Raw genomic sequence first — 22,240 nt, forward strand, 5'->3', positions numbered from 1 at the left:
CGAAGCGGGCGACGCCGAGGAGCAGCCCGGCCAGCAGGTCGTGACCAGCTTCGAGGCCCCGGTCATGGCGCGCGGCTCCTACGCCGTCATCTATGGCGATGTCGCGCCAGAGGGCGCCGTCATCAAGTTGACCGGCCATAAGGTCGATCGCTTTGAAGGCCCGGCCGCCGTATTCGACTGCGAGGAAGACGCCTTCCACGCGGTGCAGGACGGATCTGTCGGCGAAGGCGACGTCATCATCATCCGCTACGAAGGCCCCAAGGGCGGGCCCGGCATGCGCGAGATGCTGCAGGTCACCGCCGCCCTGAAGGGCCGCAAGGTCGAGAACGTCGCCCTGCTGACCGACGGCCGCTTCTCGGGCGCCTCCTACGGCTTCGTCGCCGGCCACGTCTCGCCCGAGGCGGCGGCGGGAGGCCCCATTGCTCTCATTCGCGATGGCGATCCGATCGTCATCGACGTCACCAACCGAAGGATCGATGTGCTCGTCGATCTGGAGGCGCGCCGGGCGGATTTCGCCCCCAACCGTATCCGCCCGGCGCAAGGCGTTTTCGCAAAGTACCGCGCCGCCGTCGCCTCCGCCTCGCAAGGGGCCGTGACCATTCCCAATCCGCCGCCGGCCCAGATCCCCGCCGATCTGGCCGCCCGCTCCACCGAAAACGCCGCTTCTTAAGGACCGCCTCTCATGGCCATCACCATCTACACCAATGAAGACATCAAGCCGGGCGCCATCACCGGCCAGCGCATCGCCGTCATCGGCTATGGCTCGCAGGGTCGCGCCCACGCCCAGAACCTGAAGGATTCGGGCCACGACGTGATCGTCGGCGTCCGTCACGGCGGCACGGGCTGGAAGCACGCGACCGAAGACGGCCTAGCCACGGCCGAGCCCGCCGAAGCGGTCAAGGGCGCCGACATCATCGCCATCCTGACGCCCGACATGATCCAGAACGAGATCTATCGCGACGTCATCGAGCCGAACGCCAAGCCGGGCTCGGCACTGCTGTTCGCCCACGGCTTCTCGATCATCTACGACCGCATCACGCCGCGCGACGACATGGACGTCATTCTGGTCGCGCCCAAGGGTCCGGGCGATCTGGTCCGTCGCGAGTTCGCCCGCGGCCGGGGCGTCCCCTCCCTGTTCGCCATCGAGAAGGACGCGACCGGCAAGGCGCGCGACCGCGCCATGGGCTACGCCAAGGGAATCGGCGGGGCGACCGGCGGCCTGCTTGAGACCTCGTTCCGCGAAGAGACGGAGACCGACCTGTTCGGCGAACAGGCCGTCCTGTGCGGCGGGGCCAAGGAGTTGGTGATCCAGGGCTTCAACACCCTGGTCGAGGCCGGCTACCAGCCCGAGATCGCCTATTTCGAATGCCTGCACGAGCTGAAGCTGATCGTGGACCTGTTCTACGAGGGCGGCATCTCCAAGATGCACCACTTCATCTCGGAAACGGCCAAATGGGGCGCCGTCGCCTCGGGTCCGCGCGTCATCACCGACGAGACCCGCGCCCGCATGAAGACCGTGCTGGACGAGATCCAGAGCGGCCAGTTCGCGCGTGAATGGATCGCCGAGAACGAGGCGGGCAAGCCGAAATACGAGGCCCTGCTGACTGAGGACCGCTCCAGCCAGATCGAACAGGTCGGCGCCCGTCTGCGCGACCGCATGGCCTGGCTGCAGACGGCCAAACAGGCCGCCGCCTGACCCTCTGTATATATAAAGAGAGACTGACCCGATGAGCGCCGCCGCGCCCGCCCTGAAAACACCCCCCGCCCCGGCCGTCATGACCGGCGCGCGCCTGCTTGTCTCCAGCCTGGAGCGGATGGGCGTAGAGGTGGTGTTCGGCTACCCCGGCGGCGCCATCATGCCGATCTACGACGCCTTGACCGGCTCGTCGCTGAAGCACATCCTGGTCCGTCACGAACAGGCCGCCGCCTTCGCCGCCGACGCCTATGCGCGCCTGAGCGGCCGGGTCGGGGTCTGCATGGCGACCTCGGGCCCCGGCGCCACCAATCTGATCACCGGCATCGCCAACGCCATGATGGATTCGGCGCCGATGGTCTGCATCACCGGCAATGTCCCCCAAGGGGTCATGGGCACCGACGCCTTCCAGGAGATCGACATCCTGGGCGTCACCCTGCCGATCGTGAAACACTCCATCCTGGTCCGTGACGCCGCCGAGATCCCGGCCGCCATCGAACAGGCTTTCCACATCGCCGCCTCGGGCCGCCCCGGCCCGGTGCTGGTCGACCTGCCCAAGGACGTGCAGTTCGCCGAAACGGTCGCCCCCTTCGGCTTCAACATTCCCAATGAAACGATTGAGGCCGACGCCGACGCCATCGCCGAGGCCGAGCGCTTCATCCGCGCCGCTGAACGCCCGCTGATCTACATCGGCGGCGGGGTGAAGATCGGCCGCGCGACCGAGGCCCTGCGCGCCTTCGCCGAGACCACCGGCATTCCCGCCGTCGCCACCCTGAACGCCCTGGGCACGGTGCCGACCGACGCGCCCGGCTTCCTGGGCATGCTGGGGATGCACGGAACGCGCGCGGCCAATGAGGCGGTTCAGGCGTCCGACCTGCTGATCGTCATGGGCGCCCGCTTCGACGACCGCGCCACCGGCAAGCTGGCCGAGTTCGCCCCCCACGCCCGCGTCGTCCACTTCGACGCCGACGCCTCGGAGATCGGCAAGCTGCGCGAGACCCACGTCGCCGTCGGCGGCGAGATTCGCCCGGCCATCGAGGCCCTGACGACGCGCATGGCGGCGGCTCCGCTGACCATCGACCCCTGGGTCATCCGCTGCGCCTCGGCGGCCGCGCGTCACGCCGCCCGCTATGACGCGCCGGGCGAAGGCGTCTACGCCCCGGCCCTGCTGAAGCAGCTGTCCGAAATGGCGGGCGACCGCTTCGTCGCCGCCTGCGATGTCGGCCAGCATCAGATGTGGGCCGCCCAGCACTGCCGCTTCGCCCGGCCGGAAGCCCACATCACCTCGGGCGGTCTGGGCGCGATGGGCTTCGGCCTGCCTGCCGGTCTGGGCGCCCAGATGGCCGACCCGGACGCCATCGTCGTCACCATCGCCGGCGACGGCGGCTTCATGATGAACGTTCAGGAGCTGGCCACCCTGCGCCGCTACGGCGTGCCGCTGAAGATCGTCCTGCTGGACAACTCATCGCTGGGTCTGGTGCGCCAGTGGCAGGAGCTGTTCTTCGCCGAGAACTATTCCGAGATCGACCTGTCCGACAATCCGGACTTCGTGAAGGTGGCCGAAGCCTTCGGCGTCGAGGCCTTCCGCATCGACCGCCGCGATCAGGTCGAGGCCGGTCTGGCCCGCCTGCTGGCCGCCAAGGGCGCCTGTCTGGCCCACGTCGTCATCGACCCCAAGGAAAACGTCTGGCCGCTGGTGCCGCCGGGCAAGAGCAACGCTGAAATGATGGAAGGCGCATGAGCATGAGCGACACCATTCACATCCAAATCGACCGGGCCGACGGCTCGCTTCAGCGTCTCATCGGCCTTGTGGAGCGCCGCGGTTTCCACATCGACGGCATGAGCATGGCCCCCGATTCTGAAGTGGAGGGCGCGATGCGCCGCATCGCCCTGACCGTTCGCGGGCGCGACGCCGCCCGCTCCATCGACACCCTGGGCCGCCAGATCGACCGCCTGATCGGCGTCGCGCGCATCCAGGCCCAAACCTTCCAGTCCGAGGCCGCGTAATGTCCCGAGTAGACCGAGTATCCAGAACCGCCGAGATTGCGGCCGATCCCAACCGGGTCATCATCTTCGACACCACCCTGCGCGACGGCGAACAGGCCCCCGGCTTCTCCATGTCGGCCGAAGCCAAGCTGAAGATGGCTCATGTCCTGCGCGACCTGGGCGTGGACGTGATCGAGGCCGGTTTCGCCGCCGCCTCGCCGGGCGACGAGGAGTGCATCCGTCGCGTCTGCGGCGAGATCGAGGGGCCGGTCTTCGCCTCGCTGTCGCGCGCCAACGAAAAGGACATCGACGCCTCCTTCCGCGCCCTGGCCCCAGCGCCGAAATCGCACCGTCGCTGCCACGTCTTTCTGGCCACCAGCCCGATTCACCGCTCGGCCAAGCTGCGCATGAGCACCAATGAGGTGCTGGCCACCATCTCGCGCACGGTGGAATACGCCGCCTCCCTGTTCGACGACGTGGAGTTCTCCGCCGAGGACGCCTTCCGCACCGAGCCGGAGTTCCTGGCCGAGGCCCTGATGGCCGCCGCCGACGCCGGCGCCCAGACGCTGAACGTGCCCGACACCGTCGGCTACGCCACGCCCGAGGAATCGCGCCAGCGCTTCGCCTATCTGGACGGGATCATCCGCCCGCGTCACGCCGACATCATTTTCTCGTCCCATGCCCACAACGACCTGGGCCTGGCGGTCGCCAACTCCCTGGCCGCCGTCGAAGGCGGCGCCCGTCAGATCGAAGGCGCCATCAACGGCATCGGGGAACGGGCGGGCAACGCCTCGGTCGAGGAAGTCATCATGGCCCTGCGCACCCGCGCGGACCGCTATGGCGTGACCATCGGCTCCGAGAGCCGCCACCTGGTGCGCGCCTCCGAGACCCTGCGCGAAGTGACCGAGACGGTCATCGCCCGCAACAAGGCCATCGTCGGCCTGAACGCCTTCGCCCACGAAGCGGGCATCCACCAGCACGGCATGATGGCCGACAGCCGCACCTACGAGATCATGCGCCCCGAGGACGTCGGGTTCGAGGGCAGCTATTTCGTGCTGGGCAAACACTCGGGCCGCCATGCCGTCGGCAAGCGCGCCGAGGCTCTGGGCCACGCTCTGGAAGGCCAGCGTCTGGCCGAAGTCTTCGCCGGCTTCAAGCGCCGCGCCGACGAGATCGGCGAGATCAACGACGCCGAACTGACCGCCATCATCGCCGCCACCGCCCCCCAACAGGACAAGACCTATGCAGCCGCTGGCTAAGAACATCTGGATCAACGGCGAACTGACGGCGTGGGAGAACGCCACCGTCCACGTCATGAGCCACGCCCTGCACTACGGCACCTCGGTGTTCGAGGGCATCCGCGTCTATGACACGCCGAACGGCCCGTGCGCCTTCCGCCTGACCGACCACATCCGCCGCCTGTTCGACAGCGCGCGCATCTACCACTTCCCCATGCCTTATAATGAGGACGAGCTGGTTCAAGCCTGCAAGGACGTGGTGCGCGCCGAGGGTCTGCGTTCGGCTTACCTGCGGCCATTGGCCTTCCTGGGCGAGTGCGGCATGGGCGTCAGCCCCTCGGCCGAGGCGATCCGCAGCGATGTGATGATCTCGGCCTTCGCCTGGGGCGCCTATCTGGGCGAAGAGGCGCTGGAGAAGGGCGTCGACGCCTGCATCTCCAGCTGGAACCGCGTGGCGCCGAACACCGTCCCGGCGGGCGCCAAGGCAGGCGGCAACTATCTGTCCTCCTATCTGATCGGGCGCGAGGCCCGCGTGCGCGGCTTCGGCGAGGGCATCGCCCTGGGCGCCGACGGCCTGCTGTCCGAAGGCGCAGGTGAGAACCTGTTCATCGTCAAGGACGGCGTGCTGATGACGCCTCCGGCCGCCGCGTCCATCCTGCAGGGCATCACCCGCGACAGCGTGATGAAGCTGGCGCGCGGCCTGGGCTATGAGGCGCGCGAACAGGTGCTGCCGCGCGAAGCCCTCTATGTCGCCGACGAGGTCTTCATGACCGGCACGGCGGCCGAGATCACCCCCGTCCGCTCCATCGACGGCATCATGACCCGCGCAGGCGGCCCCGGCCCGGTAACCAAGGCGGTCAACAAGGCCTTCCGCGGCCTGTTCGACGGCGCCACGCCCGACCGCTTCGGCTGGCTGGAGCCTATCGGCGAAGCCGAAAACGCCGCCCCGGCCAGGGAGCGCGCCCATGAGCCAGCCTAAGACCCTGTATCAGAAGGTGTGGGACCGGCACGTCGTCGTGCCGGAAACCGCCGAGACTCCGGGCGTCATGTATGTGGACCTGCACCTGGTCCACGAAGTCACCTCGCCTCAGGCCTTTTCCGAGATCGCGGCGCGCGGACTGAAGGTCCGCCGCCCCGACCGCACCTTCGCCACCCTGGACCACTCGACCCCCACCCTGCCCGCCGGGCCGGATGGCCAGTTGCCCTATGTCACCGAACAGGCACGCAAGCAGGTCGAGACGCTGGAGGTCAACTGCGCCCGCCACGGGATCGAACTGGCCGGCTGGGGCTCGGACCAGCGCGGCGTCGTCCACGTCATGGGACCGGAACTGGGCCTGACCCAGCCGGGCATGACCGTCGTCTGCGGCGACAGCCATACCGCCACCCACGGCGCCTTCGGAGCGCTGGCTTTCGGCATCGGCACCTCGGAAGTCGGTCACGTGCTGGCGACCCAGTGCCTGCTGCAACGCCGGGCCAAGGCCATGCGCGTGACGATCAACGGGCGCCTGCGCCCCGGCGTCTCCGGCAAGGACATGGCGTTGGCCGTCATCGCCGCCATCGGCTTCGGCGGCGGCACCGGCTACGTCATCGAATATGCAGGCGAGGCCGTGCGCGCGCTGGACATGGAAGGGCGCATGACCCTGTGCAACATGTCCATCGAGGCGGGCGCCCGCGCCGGCATGATCGCCCCCGACCAGACGACCATCGACTGGCTGCGCGGCCGCCGCCACGTCCCCGCCGACTATGAAGCCGCCGCCGCCGACTGGCTGGCTCTGGCCACTGATCCCGGCGCGGTCTTCGACAAGGAGGTCGCGCTGGACGGCGCCGCCATCCGCCCGATGGCCACCTGGGGCACCACCCCCGACGCCGGCGCCCCCGTCGGCGCGCCCGTGCCGCAGCCGCGCTCCGCCTCGGACCAGAAGGCCATCGACTACATGGGCTTCACCGCCGGAGAGGCGACCACCGGCCACAAGGTCGATGTCGTCTTCATCGGCAGTTGCACCAACGGCCGCCTGCCCGATCTGCGCGCCGCCGCCGATGTTCTGCGCGGCCGCAAGGTCCAGCCGGGCGTGCGGATGCTGGTGGTCCCGGGTTCGGAGGCCGTCCGCCGCGACGCCGAAGCCGAAGGCCTGGACAAGGTCTTCACCGAGGCGGGCGCCGAATGGCGCATCCCCGGCTGCTCCATGTGCATCGCCATGAACGGAGATTTCGTCGCGCCCGGTCAACTGGCCGTCTCGACCTCCAACCGCAATTTCGAGGGCCGTCAAGGCAAGGACGCCCGCACCATCCTGGCCAGCCCCGCCACGGCCGCCGCCAGCGCCGTGGCCGGGGTGCTGACCGACCCGCGCGTCTATCTGGAGGCCCCCGTCCTCAAGCAAGCGAGCGCCGCGCGGGAGGCGGTAGGAGCAGAATAATGTCTGAGCCCTTCAAGACCCTGACGTCGAAGACCCTGACCCTGAGCCAGGCCAACATCGACACCGACCAGATCATCCCCGCGCGCTTCCTGACCACCACCTCGCGCGAGGGTCTGGGCGCCCAGGCCTTCTATGACTGGCGCTATGAGGCCGATGGGTCGCCCAAGCCGGAATCGGTGCTGAACCGCATCGACCCGACCGAGCACCGCATCCTGCTGGCCGGTCCCAACTTCGCCTGCGGCTCCTCGCGCGAGCACGCGCCCTGGGCGCTGCTGGACTATGGCTTCCGGGCGGTGATCTCGACCGAGATCGCCGACATCTTCACCTCCAACGCCCTGAAGAACGGCTTTCTGCCCATCGTCGTCGATCAGGCCGTCTGGGACGATCTGGCCGCCCACCCGGAGCAGCCGGTGACCATCGACCTGGAGGCGGGCGAGATCCGGCGCGGCAACGTCCCCGCCGTGCCGTTCAAGGTCGAGTCCTTCGCCCGCCAGTGCCTGCTGGACGGCGTCGACGCCCTCGGCTGGCTTCAGGCCAAGCTGCCCTATGTCGCCTCCTACGAACGCCTGCGCCAAGACACCTATCAGCCGGAGACCGCCTGATGACCGCCCATGACACGCCCGCCGCCGCCCGCGCCTTCAATATCGTCGTCCTGCCCGGCGACGGCGTCGGGCCGGAGGTGACCCTGGCCGCCCAGCGAGTGCTGACCTGCATCGGCGACATCTACGGCCATCGGTTCGACTTCACCGAACACCTGATCGGCGGCGCCGCCATCGACGCGGTCGGCGAATCCTTGCCCGAAGAGACCAAGGCCGCCTGCATCGCCTCCGACGCCGTGCTGCTGGGCGCCGTCGGCGGGCCCAAGTGGGACGGCGCCCCGGTTCGTCCCGAACAGGGTCTGCTGGCCATCCGCAAGGCGATGGGCCTGTACGCCAACCTGCGTCCGTTGCAGGTCTCGCCGGTGCTGGCCCACCGCTCGCCGCTGAAGAAGGAGATCGTCGAGGGCGTCGATCTGATCGTCTTCCGCGAACTGACCAGCGGCGTCTATTTCGGCGAGCGCACCCGCACCGAAACCTCGGCCTCGGACCTGTGCGTCTATACGGTGGAGGAGATCGAGCGCGTCGCCCGGGCCGCCTTCCAGGCTGCCGAACAGCGCCGCGGAAAGGTCACCTCGGTCGACAAGGCCAACGTCATGGAGACCAGCCGCCTGTGGCGCGAGGTCGTGACGCGCATCCACGCCGAGGAGTATCCGCAGATCACCCTGGAGCACGCCCTGGTCGACTCCATGGCCATGCACCTGATCCGCAAGCCGCGCGACTATGACGTCATCCTGACCGAGAACATGTTCGGCGACATCCTGTCGGACGAGATTTCAGTGCTGGGCGGCTCCATCGGCCTGCTCCCTTCAGCCTCGCTGGGCGCCGACGGCCCCGGCCTGTTCGAACCGATCCACGGCTCGGCGCCGGACATCGCCGGACAGGACCTGGCCAACCCCGTCGGCATGGTGCTGTCGGCGGCCATGATGCTGCGTCACAGCTTCCAGTTGGAGGATGAGGCCGATTCCATCGAGGCGGCGGTCGCGGCCGTCCTGGCCTCGGGGGCCGTCACCGCCGATCTGGGCGGAGCGCTGGGCACGGTCTCGGCCACCCGCGCCATCGTCGACGCCATCCGGGCCATCCACTGGGCGGCGGCGCGCCATGTGCCGATGCACTGGGCCTGAGACTTTTAAGCAAGACAGCGATGGAGAGGCGGGCCCTTGGTCCGCCTCTTCTTAATTCAGCCGTCGATCAGGCCCTGAAGCGCGCGGGCCATGCGCTGGGCCAGAGACGCCTTCTGGGCCTCGTCCAGGCTTGAATAGCCGTCGGACAGTTCGCGGCCGATCGCCATGCCCATGATCAGGCCTGCCGCCATGCGCGCCCGCACCGGCGCGTCCTCGCCGCCGATCCACTGGGTCAGGGGCTCGAAGAAACGAGAGTTGGAGGTGCGCTGAACCACGTCCATCGCCTTGGTCGAACCGATCGAACGCAACAGGATCAACAGACCGCGCATCTTGGCGCCGCCGTCTTCATATTCGCATGGCGTCATGTCGCCATAGACGATCTCGCGCGCCAGGCGCTCGCCGAAATCCTCGCGCGAGCCGTCCATCAGATCGCGGCCGTTCTTGCAACTGTCCATGACCGCCACGAACAGATCTTCCTTCGAACCGAAGTAGCGGCTGATCAGGGCCGCATCGACGCCGACGTCGCGCGCCACGTCGCGCATGCCGACATCATCATAGCTTTCAGCGCAAAAGCGTTCGCGCGCCGCTTCCAGAATGGCCTGGCGGGTGGCGTTGGCGTTACGCGGCCGGGGAACGTCGCAAAGGACCAATTGGTCGCACTCCAATAAACCTTACGGGCTATATGGCCTTGTCATCAGGCGTTGACAAGCGTCGCCGACGTCGTCTTTAAGTCAGCCGGTGTTGACTGGACGCCTCCTCCCCAATGAGCGCACAGTCCTTTGGATAAAATGACTCCCAAGGAGATTGCGCCGATGCGCACGGTGAAGATCGCGGCCGCGTCCGTCATGATGGCGGCTGCCCTCTATGGCTGTTCCAAGGGACAGGAGGCGCCGGCCCAGGGCGCGCCTCCGGTCACGGTGGCGACGCCCCTGTCGCAACAGGTTGTCGACTGGGACGAGTTCACAGGGCGCTTCGAGGCGACCCGCTCCGTCGACGTGCGCGCCCGCGTGGGCGGCTACATCCAGTCGGTTCACTTCAAGGACGGCGACTTCGTACGCCAGGGCCAACTGCTGTTCACCCTGGATCCGCGCCCGGCCCAGGCCGCCCTGGCTTCGGCCCGCGCCCAGTTGGCCCAGGGCCAGGCCCAGTTGACTCTGGCCCGCACCGAACTAGCCCGCGCCGAAGGCCTGTTGGCCTCTCAGGCCGTGTCCCAGGCCGAAGTCGACGCCAAGCGCGGCGCTGTCCAGACCGCCGAGGCCAGCATGGCCGCCGCCAACGCCGCCATCCGCGCGCGTCAGCTGGACGTGGAATTCACCCGCGTCACCGCCCCCATCTCGGGCCGCGTGTCCGACCGTCGGGTCGATCCGGGCAACCTGATCGGCGGCGGTTCGTCCGCCGGCGACGTGCTGACCACCATCGTCTCATCGTCGCCGATCTACTTCGTCTTCGACGGCTCCGAAGCCCTGGCCCTGAAATATCAGCGCGACGCCCGCAACGGGTCGGCTCCGATCCGCATCCGCCTGCAGGACGAGACCGCCTATGACCGCACCGGCACGCTGGACTTCACCGACAACGCCATCGACGCGTCTTCGGGCACCATCCGCCTCCGCGCCGTGGTGCAGAACGCCGACGGCTTCCTGAAGCCGGGCATGTTCGGCCACGCCCAGCTGGCCGGCTCGGGCGGTTACGCCGCCATGCTGGTGCCGGACGCCGCCGTCGTCACCGATGGTCCGCGCAAGGTGGTCTATGTCGTCGCCAAGGACGGCACGGTCGGCGCCAAGCCGGTCCAGCTGGGACCGGTCGCCAACGGCCTGCGTGTCGTGCGCACGGGCCTGACGCCGGACGACCGCGTCATCATCAACGGCCTTCAGCGCGCCCGTCCGGGCCAGAAGGTCACCGCCCAGAACGGGACCATCAAGGCCGAGGAAGCCAAGGCCGACGCGCCTGTGACCACGGCCCCTGTCGCCTCGTCCGCCACCTTCGTCGCCAGCGCCGGCTGAGGAGGAGGCTCACGGGCCGGAACCTGATTCATGAACATCTCCCGCTTCTTCATCGACCGACCGATCTTCGCGATCGTGATCTCGGTCTTCATCACCCTGGTCGGCGCCTTCGCCATGCCGATGCTGCCGTTGGCGCAGTATCCGGACATCGCCCCGCCGACGATCAGCGTGACCGCCTCCTACGCCGGCGCCTCGGCTGAAACCCTGTCCGAAACGGTCGCCGCTCCGCTCGAACAGGAAATCAACGGCGTCGAGAACATGCTCTACATGACCTCGTCGTCCACATCGGACGGCCGGGTCAGCGTGACCGTGACCTTCCAGCCCGGCACCGACCTCGACACCGCCCAGGTGCTGGTTCAGAACCGGGTCGCCCTGGCCGAGCCGCGCCTGCCGGCGCAGGTCCGTCAGGTCGGCGTGGTCGTCAACAAGGAGTCGACCGGCTTCCTGATGCTGGCCTCGCTGACGTCCGACGATCCCGGCATCGACAGCGACTATCTGGGCAATCTGGCCCAGTCGACGATCCGCGACCGCCTGCTGCGGATCGACGGCGTCGGCGGCGTCCAGGTCTTCGGCGGCGGCAACTACGCCATGCGGATCTGGATCGATCCGGCCAAGGCCGCCGCGCGCGACCTGACCGCGCCCGAGATCATCGCCGCCCTGCAGGCCCAGAATGTTCAGGCCGCAGGCGGGTCGATCGGCCAGCCTCCCTTCCCGACCAACGCCGCCGCCTTCGAGCTGCCGGTTCAGGTCGAGGGCCGTCTGGCGGCGCCGGAAGAATTCGGCAAGGTGGTGCTCAAGACCGACGCTCAGGGCCGCGTGACCCGCGTCAGCGATATCGCCCGCGTCGAACTCGGCTCGGAAATCTACGGCGTCGAAGGCTATTTCAACGGCCAGCGCGGCGTCGGCGTCGCCATCATCCAGCAGCCCGGCTCCAACGCCCTGTCGACGGCCAACAAGGTCATCGCAGAGCTGGACGCCATCAAGGCCGACTTCCCGCCGGGCGTGAAATACGCCATCCCCTATAACCCGACGGAATACGTCGCCGCCTCGGTCTCGGCCGTTGAGCACGTGCTGATCGAAGCCGTCTTCCTGGTGATGATCGTCATCCTGGTCTTCCTGCAGACCTGGCGCGCGGCCATCATCCCGATCCTGGCCATCCCGGTCGCCCTGGTCGGCACCTTCGCGGTGCAGCTGGCCCTGGGCTATTCGATCAACTCCCTGTCGCTGTTCGCTCTGGTTCTGGCCGTCGGCATCGTCGTCGACGACGCCATCATCGTGGTCGAGAACGTTGAGCGCTACATCCGCGAGGGGCTGACGCCCAAAGAAGCGGCGTATCGGTCGATGCAGGAAGTGTCGGGCGCCCTGGTCGCCATCTCCCTGGTGCTGACCTCGGTGTTCGTGCCGACCGCCTTCGTGCCCGGCATCCCCGGCATCTTCTTCCGCCAGTTCGCGGTCACCATCGCCTCGGCGACGCTGATCTCCCTGCTGGTGTCGCTGACGCTGTCTCCCGCCCTGTCGGCCCTGCTGCTCAAGCCGCACAAGGACCACGACGAGAGCCGCAAGCCGGGCCTGATCGGCACGATCACCTATTACCTCGGCTGGGCGGGGGCCAAGTTCAACGAAGGCTTCGACTGGGTGTCGGACCGCTACGGCCGCATGACCGCCCGGCTGATCCGCATGGTCACGGTCATGCTGGTCATCTACGCCGCCCTGCTGGCCCTGACCGGCTGGCGCATGGCCGACACGCCCACCGGCTTCATCCCGGCCCAGGATCAGGGCATCCTGATCGGCGTCGTCCAGCTTCCGCCGGGCGCCTCGCTGGAACGCACCAAGGCGGCCATGAACAAGGCTGTCGAGATCGTCCGCAAGGCCGATGGCGTTCAGGAAGTCACCGCCTTCGCCGGTCTGGACGGCTCCAGCTTCTCCATGTCGTCCAACGCCGCGACCATGTTCATCAAGCTGAACGACTACGACCAGCGCACCACGCCCGCGCTGGAGGCCTCGGCCCTGGCCGGCGCGCTCAGCGGCGCGACCGGCGTCATCGAGGAAGCCAGCATCTTCATGCTGTCGCCCCCGCCCGTTCAGGGCCTGGGCACCGGCTCGGGCTTCAAGATGATGATCCAGGACCGTTCGGGTTCGGGCTTCAAGGCTCTGGAGGGCGCGACCTTCGCCATGATGGGCGCCGCCGCCCAGATGCCGGACGAGGTCCAGCAGGTGTTCAGCCTCTACAACACCGGCTCGCCGCGCATCGCCGCCAGCGTCGATCGCGACAAGGCCCTGCTGATGGGGGTCCAGCCGTCGACCGTGTTCAGCACCCTGGGCACCTACCTCGGCTCGACCTACGTCAACGACTTCAACTTCCTGGGCCGCACCTTCCGCGTCACCGCCCAGGCCGAGCCCGCCTATCGCGACGAACTGGCCGACATCGCCAACCTGAAGGTCCGTTCGGCCTCGGGCGGCATGGTGCCGATCGGTTCGGTGGCGACCCTGGCCGACGATTCCGGCCCGGCGCGCGTGGTCCGCTACAACCTGTTCCCGGCTTCGGAACTACAGGGTGAAGCGGCGCCGGGCGTGTCTACCGGCGACGCCATCGCCGCGATGGAGGAACTGGCCGCCAAGACCCTGCCCGAGGGCTTCGGCTACGAATGGACCGAACTGGCCCTCCAGGAGAAGGCGGCGGCCGGCGGCTCGACCATCATCTTCCTGATGGCGGTGGTGTTCGTCTTCCTGGTGCTGGCCGCCAACTATGAGGCCTTCACCCTGCCGCTGGCGGTCATCCTGATCGTGCCCATGTGTATCCTGGCGGCCATCCTGGGGGTGAACCTGCATGGTCTGGACAACAACATCCTGACCCAGGTCGGTCTGGTGGTCCTGATCGCGCTGGCGGCCAAGAACGCCATCCTGATCGTGGAGTTCGCCAAACAGGCCGAGGACAACGAAGGCCTCGACCGCTGGCAGGCCGCTGTTCAGGCCGCCCGTCAGCGCCTGCGCCCGATCCTGATGACCTCGTTCGCCTTCATCTTCGGCGTGCTGCCTCTGGCCATCGCCTCGGGCCCCGGCTCGGAGATGCAGAACGCCCTGGGCATCGCGGTCGTCTATGGAATGCTGGGGGTGACCTTCTTCGGTCTGATCTTCACCCCGGTCTTCTACGTCATCTGTCGCTGGGTGGCGGGCAAGCTGCCCAAGGCGCCGGGCAAGGAGCGCGAGCTCCCCACCAGCTTCGGCTCCACGCCGCACGACCCCTTTGACCCCGACGGCCCGGAACCGGCTCCCGCCGCTCCGCGCCAGGGAGATGCGTAAATGAACGGCAAACTCCGCACTCTGCTGACCGCCGCGGGGTCGGCCGCCCTGCTCGCCGCCTGCGCGGTGGGTCCCAAGGCGCCGCTCCCTACGATCCCGACCGAAGGCCAGGGCGCCTTCATCGGCTCGCAATCCGCCTCGGTTTCGACCGAGGCGGCCCGCGACGACTGGTGGCGGCTGTATCAGGACCCGACGCTGGACGGTCTGATCCAGCAGGCCCTGACCGAGAACAACGAGCTGGAGGCGGCCGCGGCCAATCTGCGCGCCGTCCGGGCCTCGCTGTCCGAAGCCCGCTCGGGCCGGTTCCCGACCACTACGACCTCGGCCGCCTATAACCGCAGCCGGGCCTCGACCGACACCGTACCCACGGCCAACGGCGCCAAGCTGCCGGAAGTCGATACCTACGATGTCGGTCTGGACGTGGCCTATGAGATCGACCTGTTCGGTCGGGTGGAATCCTCCATCCGCGCCGCGCGGGGCGACGTGGCCGCCGCCGCCGCCGCGCTTGAAGTCGTGCGGGTGACCGTCGCCGCCGAAACGGCCCGGGCCTACGCCGACACCTGCTCGGCCAACGCCCAGATCGCCGTGGCCGAGCGGACCATCGACCTGCAGACCCAGACCGTCGACCTGACCCAGCGCCTGCTGGACGGGGGCGCCGGCAACGGTCTGGACGTGGCCCGCGCCCGCGCCGCCCTGGAACAGACCCGCGCCAGCCTTCCGCCTCTGCGGGCGTCGCGCGACGGCGCCCTGTTCCGTCTGGCGACCCTGACCGGCCGCACCCCGGCCGAGGCCAGCGATGCGGCCCGCGCCTGCCAGTCGCCGCCGCAACTGTCGCAGCCGATCCCGGTCGGAGACGGCGCCGCCCTTCTGGCGCGTCGTCCCGACGTGCGTCAGGCGGAAGCCCGCCTGTCGGCCGCCGCCGCCCGCGTCAATGTCGCCACCGCCGGCCTTTATCCCAGCATCCGTCTGGGCGGGTCGCTGGGCTCGACGGCGCTCGACGCCTCGGATCTGGGCGAGAGCGCCAATATGCGCTTCAGCGTCGGCCCGCTGATCTCCTGGTCCTTCCCCAACGTCTGGGCGGCCCGGGCGCGGATCAAACAGGCGGGCGCCCAGTCGGACGCGGCCCTGGCGACCTTCGACCAGACCGTGCTGACGGCGCTGCAGGAGACCGAGACAGCGCTCAGCGCCTACGCCAACGAACTGGACCGCCGCACGGCCCTACGCACAGCACGGGATCAGGCGGCCACGGCGGCGCGCCTGTCGCGCCTGCGCTTCGACGCGGGCGCCGACAGCTTCCTGACGGTGCTGGACGCCGAGCGGACCCTGGCCGGCGCCGACGCCGCCCTGGCCGCCTCGGAAGCCCAGGTCACCACCTACCAGATCGGCCTGTTCAAGGCCCTGGCGGGCGGTTGGGAACAGGCTCCCGATCCCGAAGCCTGACCTTCAGCCTCAAGCTGAAACTGAGACGCCCGGCTGGTTCGCCCGCCGGGCGTTTTCTTTGGCGCTTCTTCTGACCGCTCATGCTCCAGAAGAATATTCTTCCGATTAGAGCTGAAAGCACACCATCGCACTGAACAATCATCGCCTTCAGCATGGCTCAAGCGATGATCTTGCGATAGGGAGGCTAGGTGACCGCCTCCGCCGCCCTCCCCCAAGCCCTTGAGGCCGCCGCCTCGCCTGCCGCCGCCTTGGCCCAGGCGCGCCGGGTGGTGGTCAAGATCGGTTCGTCCCTGCTGTTCGACGCCGATCGACGCGCCGTCGCCGCCGACTGGCTGGCCAGCCTGTCCGCGGACATCGCCGCATTGCGTCGACAGGGGCGCGAGGCGATCGTCGTTTCCTCCGGCGCCGTGGCTCTGGGGCGCGGACGGCTGAACCTGTTTACCAGCCGCCTTCAGGACAAACAGGCCGCCGCCGCCGTGGGCCAGTCCCTGCTGATGCACGCCTGGGAGGAGGCCCTGGCCCCCCACGGGCTGATGGCGGGACAGGTGCTGCTGACCCGCGACGACACCGAGCGGCGGCGCCGCTGGCTCAACGGCCGCGCGACGCTGGAGGCCCTGCTGGCCCACGGCGTCGTCCCTGTGGTCAATGAGAACGACACCGTCGCCACCGAAGAGATCCGCTACGGCGACAACGACCGCCTGGCCGCGCGCGCGGCGCAACTCGGCCGGGCCGACCTGCTGATCCTGCTGTCCGATGTGGACGGCCTCTACACCGCTGATCCGCGCCGCGATCCGGACGCCCGTCACCTGCCGCTGATCGAGCGTCTGACGCCTGAAGTGCTGTCGATGGCGTCAGGCGCCAACACACAGGCCGGGGTCGGCACGGGCGGCATGACGACCAAGCTGGCGGCGGCCCAGATCGCCGCCTCGGCCGGTTGCGCCACCGTCATCGCCTCGGGCCTGACCGACTACCCGTTGAGGGCGGTGCTGGACGGCGCCCGCGCCAGCCTGATCCTGGCGCCCGCCACGCCTCTGGCCGCGTGGAAACAGTGGATCGCGGGCAGCGTGGCGCCCGGCGGCGCCCTGACGCTGGATGCGGGGGCCGTCGCCGCCCTCCAGGCCGGGAAGAGCTTGCTGCCCTCGGGCGTCGTCGCCGTCAGCGGCGATTTCGGCAAGGGCGACAGCGTGCGCTTGACCGGGCCTGACGGCGCGCGACTGGGCGTCGGTCTGGCGTCCTATGCGGCCGATGAGATCGCCCTGATCCGCGGCCGCCATTCCGACGCGATCGAAAGCCTGCTGGGCTACCGAGGCCCCTCGGTCGTCATCCACCGCGACGATCTGGTTCTGGAGGACCGATGAGCGACCTCGACGCCGCCATGCTGGATATGGGCCGCCGCGCCCGCGCCGCCGCCGACGCCCTGCGCGCCACGACTCCGGACGCTCGGACCGACGCACTCCATCGGCTCGCCAGCGGCTTGCGCGCCGCCGAGGCCGACATCCTGTCCGCCAACGCCCGAGACGTGGCCCGCGCTCGCGACGGCGGCCTGTCCGAGGCTCTGATCGACCGTCTGGCCGTGAATCCCGCCCGCGTCGAGGGCATGGCCGTCGCCGTCGAGACCATCGCCGCCCAGCCCGATCCCGTCGGCGCCCAAATGGCCCGCTGGACCCCGCCCAACGGTCTGGACATCGCCCGCGTCCGCACCCCCATCGGCGTGCTGGCCGTCATCTATGAGAGCCGCCCGAACGTCACCGCCGACGCCGCCGCCCTGTGCCTGCGCTCGGGCAATGCCGCAATTCTGCGCTGCGGCTCGGACTGCCTCGACTCCTCGCGCGCCATCGCCGCCGTCGTCGCCCGCGCCGTAAGCGAAGCGGGCCTGCCCGCCGACGCCATCCAGCTCGTCCCTGTCCCCGACCGCGAGGCCGTCGGCGCCATCCTCTCAGGCCTGAACGGCGCCATCGACCTGATCATCCCGCGCGGCGGCAAAAGCCTGGTCGCCCGCGTCCAGTCAGAAGCCAAGGCGCCCGTGCTCGGCCACCTTGAGGGCCTGTGCCACACCTATCTGGACGCCGCCGCCGATCTGGACGTCGCCCGCCGCGTGACCCTGAACGCCAAGATGCGCCGCGTCTCAGTGTGCGGCGCGACCGAAACCCTGCTGGTCGACCGCGCGGCGGCCGAGCGCCTGCTGCCCGCTGTGGCCGCCGACCTGATCGCCGCCGGATGCGAATTGCGCGGCGACGCCGAAGCCTGCGCCCTGGTCCCCGGCATGGCCCAGGCTGTCGAGGCCGACTGGACCACCGAATACCTGGCCCCCATCCTGTCGGTGCGCGTGGTGGAAGGCGTGGACGGCGCAGTCGCGCACATCCGCGCTTACGGCTCGGGCCACACCGAGGCCATCGTCACCACCGACGAAAAGGCGGCGGAACGCTTCGCCGAGGGCGTAGAAAGCGCCATCGTCCTGATCAACGCCTCGACCCAGTTCGCCGACGGCGGAGAGTTCGGCTTCGGCGGCGAGATCGGCATCTCGACCTCAAAGCTGCATGCGCGCGGGCCAGTCGGGGCGGAGCAGCTGACCACCTACAAATATGTGGTGCGCGGCGAAGGCCAGACGCGGCCCTGACGCTCGCTGTCATCCCGGCCCAGCAGCGAAGCTGCGCCGAGCCCGGACCGCTACGCACTTAACGCCATAGTCTCGGGCGGTCCCGGATAGCGGCTCCGCCGCTTCCGGGATGACGCAGACTTAAACCGGGCCTCAAGCAGCCCGAAGGGCGATAGGCCCCCAAAAAGAGTGCTTATGCGCCCCTTTCAGGGAGCGCATAGGCGATCACATAATCCCCGCGCGGCGTCTCCATGAAGTGATGCCCGCCGGCCATGATGACCAGATACTGGCGCCCATTCTGCTCATAGATCATCGGATTGGCCTGACCGCCTGCCGGAAGCACGTCCGACCACACCGTCTTGCCGGTCTCGATGTCGATGGCCCGGATCAGATCGTCCGTCGCGGCGGCGATGAAGATCAGCCCGCCCGCCGTCACCGCCGAGCCGCCGTTGTTCGGCGTGCCGATCTCCAGCGGCAGCATGGAGGGGATGCCGAACGGTCCGTTCTTCCTCGCGGTGCCGAACGGACGATCCCACAGGGTGCGGCCGCTCTTCAGATCGATGGCTCGCATCCCGCCATAGGGGGGCTGTTTGCACAGCAGGCCGGTAAACTTGACCCGCCAGCCCGCATTGACGTCGATGGCGTAGGGTACGCCCATCTGGGGATCGCCCGCGCCCTCGGCCTTGGACTTCGACAGATTGCCGCCGCGGTTGGCCGCCTCCTTCTCGCGCTCGATGTAGCGGGGGTCGTCGCGCGGGAACCAGCCCAGACGGTCGGCCTCTGCACGAGGCACTAGGCGGTTGTGATTGGGCATGTCGTTGTAGTTGGCCACGATCACGCCGCGCGCCGGATCGACCGCCACCCCGCCCCAGTCCGAACCGCCATTATAGCCCGGGTACTGGATCCAGTAGCGGTCCGCCGTCGGCGGGGTGAAGTAGCCGTCATAGGCCGCCTGACGGAACTGGATGCGGCAGACCATCTGGTCGATCGGCGACATGCCCCACATGTCACGCTCGGTCAGGTCGGCCTTTCTCAGCGTGTGGAACAGGGAGAAGGGCTGGGTCGGGCTGCGCTGCGACGGCTCGACGCCGCCCTGCGGCACGCGGCGCTCCTCCACCTTGTGCAGCGGCTGGCCGGTGCGGCGGTCCAGAATGTAGAGATCGCCCTGTTTGGACGGCAGGATCACCGCCGGAACCATGGTCCCGTTGACCGGCATGTCGACCAGAGTCGCCTGCGAGCCGAGGTCATAGTCCCAGACGTCCTTGCGCACCGTCTGGAAATGCCAGCGCGGCTTGCCCGTGGTCACGTCCAGCGCGACCAGAGAGGTCGAATATTCATTCTCCGCCGGACGGCGCAGTCCGGAATAATAGTCCGCCGAGGAGTTGCCCATCGGCAGGAAAACCAGGCCGAGCGCCTCATCGGCTGTCGCCGTGGTCCACATGTTCGGCGTGCCGGGCGTATAGGTCTCGCCCTTGGGCGGCAGGGTCGTGATATCGGGACGCATCATGTCCCAGGCGAAGCGCAGTTCGCCCGTCATGGCGTCGAAGCCCTGAATGACGCCAGACGCGTTCCATCGCTTCTGCCCGTCCAGCACCTGATGGCCGGTCACCACCACCCCGCGCACGATCACCGGCGCCGAGGTGATCGACACCATGCCCGGATAGGGGTCGCCCATGCCGTGCTTGATGCTGACCTCGCCGTTGGTTCCGAACCCGGCGCAGGGCGCGCCCGTGCGGGCGTCCACGGCCACCAGGCGTCCGTCCAGCGTGCCCTCTATGATGCGCGTCGCGCAGGGCTGGGCCGCGTCGACATTGGGCGCGGCGTAATAGGTCACGCCGCGGCAGGCGGCGGTATAGGGAATCTGGTCGTCGGCGACCTTGGGGTCATAGGTCCACTTCTGCTTGCCCGTCGCCGCATCGACCGCGAACAGCCGGTTGCGGGCCGAGCATAGATACAGGGTGTCGCCGACCTTCAGCGGGGTCGTCTCGGCGCCCCAGCGCTCATCCGGCAGGTCGCCGGTGCGGAAGGTCCAGGCGCGCTGCAAGCCCTTCACATTGTCCTTGGTGATCTGGTTCAGCGGCGAATAGCGCTGGGCGCTGTCCGAACCGCCCCAGGCAGGCCAGTCCGCGCCGACCTTCAGCACCGCCGGGTCGCCCGCGCCGCCGCTCGCCGCGCCGGGCACGGGGCTCAACACCCTGGCCTTGTTGGCCTGAGCCACCACCACGCCGGAAATCAGGCCGAAGACGACGATGGCCGCCAGTCCGCTGAGCACCAGTCGACCGCCGCCTCCGTCGCGCTTCAGCACCGGAAGGCTGAAGACCACGGCGATCAGCAGCACCAGCGGCGCCACGACGCGCGGCACCAGGGCCCAGCCGTTCAACCCGACCTCCCACAGCGCCCAGACGACGGTGCCGATGAAGATGGCGACATAGAGCCAGGCGCCCAGGGGTCTGAGCAGGGCCAGAAGTCCGCCCGACACGATCATCAACAGGCCGACGATCAGATAATAGGCCGATCCGCCCAGCATGATCAGCTGGCCCCCGCCTATGGTCAGCGTCAGTCCGATCAGGGCGATGACAATGCCCAGAAGCCTTACCAGGACGCTTCCGAATCCGCGTCCACGCTCGATGGATGGCATCTCGCCCCTCCTGTTCCCGCAGCTTGGCCTTGAAAGGACGCAACACGCGAACAGCCGCGACGTTCCGTCGCGCCGACAGGAAGATGAGGGCGCGCCCGACGCCGTCGTTGGCGCGCCTGTCAGTCCACGGATGCAAAAAGGGCCGCTCGCCCGAAGCAAGCGGCCCTTAAAGAGGATCAGAAAGCGTTGGGCTTACTGGCGCGCCATCTGGCTGGACAGGATCAGGTCCAGCTGCTTGCGCATGTGGGGGGTCAATTCCTCAACGCCCCAGCCGTCATAGGCGGCGTAGCGGAAGTTGGAGATGAAGGTGTCCCAGATCATGCGCGGCAGCAGGGTCTGGTCGATGTCCTGGCGCAGCTCGCCTTCACCCACGGCCGCCTGAAGCAGGTCCTGAATCCACAGAACCAGCGGACCGACGAAGGCGCGCGAGCGCTGATCGGCGTCTTCCGGCTGGAACCAGGAGCGCGCGACCATCGCCTGCATCAGCGGCAGATGCCCCAGCGAGCGATGATAACCGGCCGTCAGAGCGGCGGTCAGGCGATCCGTGACGCGGCCTTCAACGCCCGCAGCGCCGGTCCGCATGTCGTTCAGCAGGCCTTCCATTTCCTCGGAGAAGACCGTCTCGAACAGTTCGGCCTTATCCTGGAAGTTGGCGAAGACCGCGCCGGTCGACATTCCGGCGCCCTTGGCGATGTCGCGGATCGTCGCCGCGTCATAGCCGCGCTCGGCGAAGAGGGTCCGCGCCGCATCCAGCACCTTGAGGCGCGTACGAACCTTCGCCGCCTGGCGGCGATTCATCCGCGGAGGCGCAACGTTTTCGACGGTTTCAGCAAGAGAGGGGGAGGGCACGCGCATAGACAGGTGGCTCTGGGCTTAAATGGGCGGCGCGCTCGCCAATCCAGACCGCGTCGTTCGACCCGGCCCGAACTTTGAAGACGACGGGCGCCCCTGAAACTAAGGGCGAACTTTCATCACCGAACAATGACCAAAATGGGTCGCGGCTGGCAAAAATCTCTGCCCTGCCCTCGCCGGGCAATCAAGAACACTACGCAATTATACGAATAGCCGCGGCGCGATGTTACAATGACGGGCCTCATCCCAGCGAGACTTTACTCTTACAGACCTCTACTGGAGCGTCGGCAAGTGTCCGCCCCCCGCCGCTGCGGTCCCTCCTTCGCCACGCCCCTCGCTCTCTGGATGAATTTTTTTTAAGAC

At 68.4% G+C, this 22,240-nt stretch carries 17 protein-coding genes (1 of these 17 cut by a window edge); 14 read left to right on the plus strand and 3 right to left on the minus strand.

Annotated elements, in window-relative coordinates; genetic code table 11:
- The 9 genes in view from ilvD to leuB are tightly spaced (at most 31 nt apart) and all read left to right on the plus strand, a layout consistent with a single transcriptional unit that may run on beyond the window.
- Positions 1–670 carry the end of a dihydroxy-acid dehydratase gene (gene ilvD, locus H556_RS0109575; RefSeq protein WP_029673474.1) on the plus strand. It extends 1,073 nt beyond the left edge of the window, so the window shows 670 of its 1,743 coding nt (coding positions 1,074–1,743); its start codon lies off the left edge, out of view; its stop codon occupies positions 668–670.
- A 12-nt stretch (positions 671–682) separates the two neighbouring features.
- Entirely contained in the window at positions 683–1,696 is a 1,014-nt protein-coding gene (gene ilvC, locus H556_RS0109580; RefSeq protein ID WP_029673475.1) for a ketol-acid reductoisomerase, read from the plus strand.
- 31 nt (positions 1,697–1,727) lie between these two features.
- Complete coding sequence (ilvG, locus tag H556_RS0109585) at positions 1,728–3,434, plus strand: acetolactate synthase 2 catalytic subunit (protein WP_024354208.1); 1,707 nt, start codon at positions 1,728–1,730, stop codon at positions 3,432–3,434.
- Positions 3,435–3,436: 2 nt separating this feature from the next.
- A complete protein-coding gene (locus H556_RS0109590; RefSeq protein ID WP_024354209.1) occupies positions 3,437–3,700 on the plus strand; it encodes an ACT domain-containing protein in 264 nt (87 codons plus the stop codon).
- Positions 3,700–4,938 carry a 2-isopropylmalate synthase gene (locus H556_RS0109595; RefSeq protein WP_024354210.1) on the plus strand — a complete coding sequence of 413 codons (1,239 nt, stop codon included), beginning with the start codon at positions 3,700–3,702 and terminating at the stop codon, positions 4,936–4,938. Before H556_RS0109590 ends, H556_RS0109595 begins: the two co-directional genes overlap by 1 nt.
- Positions 4,922–5,896: a branched-chain amino acid transaminase gene (locus H556_RS0109600; RefSeq protein ID WP_024354211.1), complete on the plus strand. Its 975-nt coding sequence runs from the start codon at positions 4,922–4,924 to the stop codon at positions 5,894–5,896. Before H556_RS0109595 ends, H556_RS0109600 begins: the two co-directional genes overlap by 17 nt.
- Entirely contained in the window at positions 5,883–7,331 is a 1,449-nt protein-coding gene (leuC, locus tag H556_RS0109605; RefSeq protein WP_024354212.1) for a 3-isopropylmalate dehydratase large subunit, read from the plus strand. Before H556_RS0109600 ends, leuC begins: the two co-directional genes overlap by 14 nt.
- The gene (gene leuD, locus H556_RS0109610) at positions 7,331–7,933 is read left to right on the plus strand and encodes a 3-isopropylmalate dehydratase small subunit (RefSeq protein ID WP_024354213.1); all 603 of its coding nucleotides are present in this window, start codon (positions 7,331–7,333) and stop codon (positions 7,931–7,933) included. The genes leuC and leuD overlap by 1 nt, the downstream gene beginning before the upstream one ends.
- Complete coding sequence (gene leuB, locus H556_RS0109615; protein WP_024354214.1) at positions 7,933–9,051, plus strand: 3-isopropylmalate dehydrogenase; 1,119 nt, start codon at positions 7,933–7,935, stop codon at positions 9,049–9,051. The genes leuD and leuB overlap by 1 nt, the downstream gene beginning before the upstream one ends.
- A gap of 56 nt (positions 9,052–9,107) precedes the next feature.
- Here the strand turns inward: leuB and H556_RS0109620 are convergent, their stop codons facing one another.
- Positions 9,108–9,701: a TetR/AcrR family transcriptional regulator gene (locus H556_RS0109620; RefSeq protein ID WP_024354215.1), complete on the minus strand. Its 594-nt coding sequence runs from the start codon at positions 9,699–9,701 to the stop codon at positions 9,108–9,110.
- 162 nt (positions 9,702–9,863) lie between these two features.
- Here H556_RS0109620 and H556_RS0109625 point away from each other — a divergent pair, with 162 nt between their 5' ends.
- From H556_RS0109625 to H556_RS0109645, 5 genes are all read left to right on the plus strand, one after another.
- On the plus strand, positions 9,864–11,051 hold the full coding sequence (locus H556_RS0109625) for an efflux RND transporter periplasmic adaptor subunit (RefSeq protein ID WP_024354216.1): 1,188 nt from the start codon (positions 9,864–9,866) through the stop codon (positions 11,049–11,051).
- A 30-nt stretch (positions 11,052–11,081) separates the two neighbouring features.
- Positions 11,082–14,351: an efflux RND transporter permease subunit gene (locus tag H556_RS0109630; RefSeq protein WP_024354217.1), complete on the plus strand. Its 3,270-nt coding sequence runs from the start codon at positions 11,082–11,084 to the stop codon at positions 14,349–14,351.
- Entirely contained in the window at positions 14,352–15,791 is a 1,440-nt protein-coding gene (locus tag H556_RS0109635) for an efflux transporter outer membrane subunit (protein WP_024354218.1), read from the plus strand. It begins immediately after the preceding gene.
- 188 nt (positions 15,792–15,979) lie between these two features.
- Complete coding sequence (proB, locus tag H556_RS0109640) at positions 15,980–17,149, plus strand: glutamate 5-kinase (protein WP_024354219.1); 1,170 nt, start codon at positions 15,980–15,982, stop codon at positions 17,147–17,149.
- Positions 17,146–18,408, plus strand: coding sequence for a glutamate-5-semialdehyde dehydrogenase (locus H556_RS0109645; RefSeq protein ID WP_024354220.1), 1,263 nt, complete (start codon positions 17,146–17,148; stop codon positions 18,406–18,408). Before proB ends, H556_RS0109645 begins: the two co-directional genes overlap by 4 nt.
- A 172-nt stretch (positions 18,409–18,580) precedes the next feature.
- Here the strand turns inward: H556_RS0109645 and H556_RS0109650 are convergent, their stop codons facing one another.
- Together H556_RS0109650 and H556_RS0109655 are read right to left on the minus strand one after the other, a co-directional pair.
- The gene (locus tag H556_RS0109650) at positions 18,581–21,025 is read right to left on the minus strand and encodes a membrane-bound PQQ-dependent dehydrogenase, glucose/quinate/shikimate family (RefSeq protein WP_024354221.1); all 2,445 of its coding nucleotides are present in this window, start codon (positions 21,023–21,025) and stop codon (positions 18,581–18,583) included.
- Between the two features lie 192 nt (positions 21,026–21,217).
- Positions 21,218–21,823, minus strand: a complete 606-nt coding sequence (locus H556_RS0109655; RefSeq protein WP_051130257.1) for a TetR/AcrR family transcriptional regulator — start codon at positions 21,821–21,823, stop codon at positions 21,218–21,220.
- Between the last annotated feature and the right edge of the window lie 417 nt (positions 21,824–22,240).

The sequence above is a fragment of the Brevundimonas naejangsanensis DSM 23858 genome (assembly GCF_000421705.1).
Classification (GTDB): Bacteria; Pseudomonadota; Alphaproteobacteria; order Caulobacterales; family Caulobacteraceae; genus Brevundimonas; species Brevundimonas naejangsanensis.

Coding starts and splice junctions, on each gene's coding strand:
- H556_RS0109625 (WP_024354216.1), top strand. CDS start 9,864: ATGCGCACGGTGAAGATCGCGGCCGCGTCCGTCATGATGGCGGCTGCC.
- H556_RS0109635 (WP_024354218.1), top strand. CDS start 14,352: ATGAACGGCAAACTCCGCACTCTGCTGACCGCCGCGGGGTCGGCCGCC.
- H556_RS0109630 (WP_024354217.1), top strand. CDS start 11,082: ATGAACATCTCCCGCTTCTTCATCGACCGACCGATCTTCGCGATCGTG.
- ilvC (WP_029673475.1), top strand. CDS start 683: ATGGCCATCACCATCTACACCAATGAAGACATCAAGCCGGGCGCCATC.
- leuC (WP_024354212.1), top strand. CDS start 5,883: ATGAGCCAGCCTAAGACCCTGTATCAGAAGGTGTGGGACCGGCACGTC.
- leuB (WP_024354214.1), top strand. CDS start 7,933: ATGACCGCCCATGACACGCCCGCCGCCGCCCGCGCCTTCAATATCGTC.
- ilvG (WP_024354208.1), top strand. CDS start 1,728: ATGAGCGCCGCCGCGCCCGCCCTGAAAACACCCCCCGCCCCGGCCGTC.
- H556_RS0109590 (WP_024354209.1), top strand. CDS start 3,437: ATGAGCGACACCATTCACATCCAAATCGACCGGGCCGACGGCTCGCTT.
- H556_RS0109645 (WP_024354220.1), top strand. CDS start 17,146: ATGAGCGACCTCGACGCCGCCATGCTGGATATGGGCCGCCGCGCCCGC.
- H556_RS0109600 (WP_024354211.1), top strand. CDS start 4,922: ATGCAGCCGCTGGCTAAGAACATCTGGATCAACGGCGAACTGACGGCG.
- H556_RS0109650 (WP_024354221.1), bottom strand. CDS start 21,025: ATGCCATCCATCGAGCGTGGACGCGGATTCGGAAGCGTCCTGGTAAGG.
- H556_RS0109595 (WP_024354210.1), top strand. CDS start 3,700: ATGTCCCGAGTAGACCGAGTATCCAGAACCGCCGAGATTGCGGCCGAT.
- leuD (WP_024354213.1), top strand. CDS start 7,331: ATGTCTGAGCCCTTCAAGACCCTGACGTCGAAGACCCTGACCCTGAGC.
- H556_RS0109655 (WP_051130257.1), bottom strand. CDS start 21,823: ATGAATCGCCGCCAGGCGGCGAAGGTTCGTACGCGCCTCAAGGTGCTG.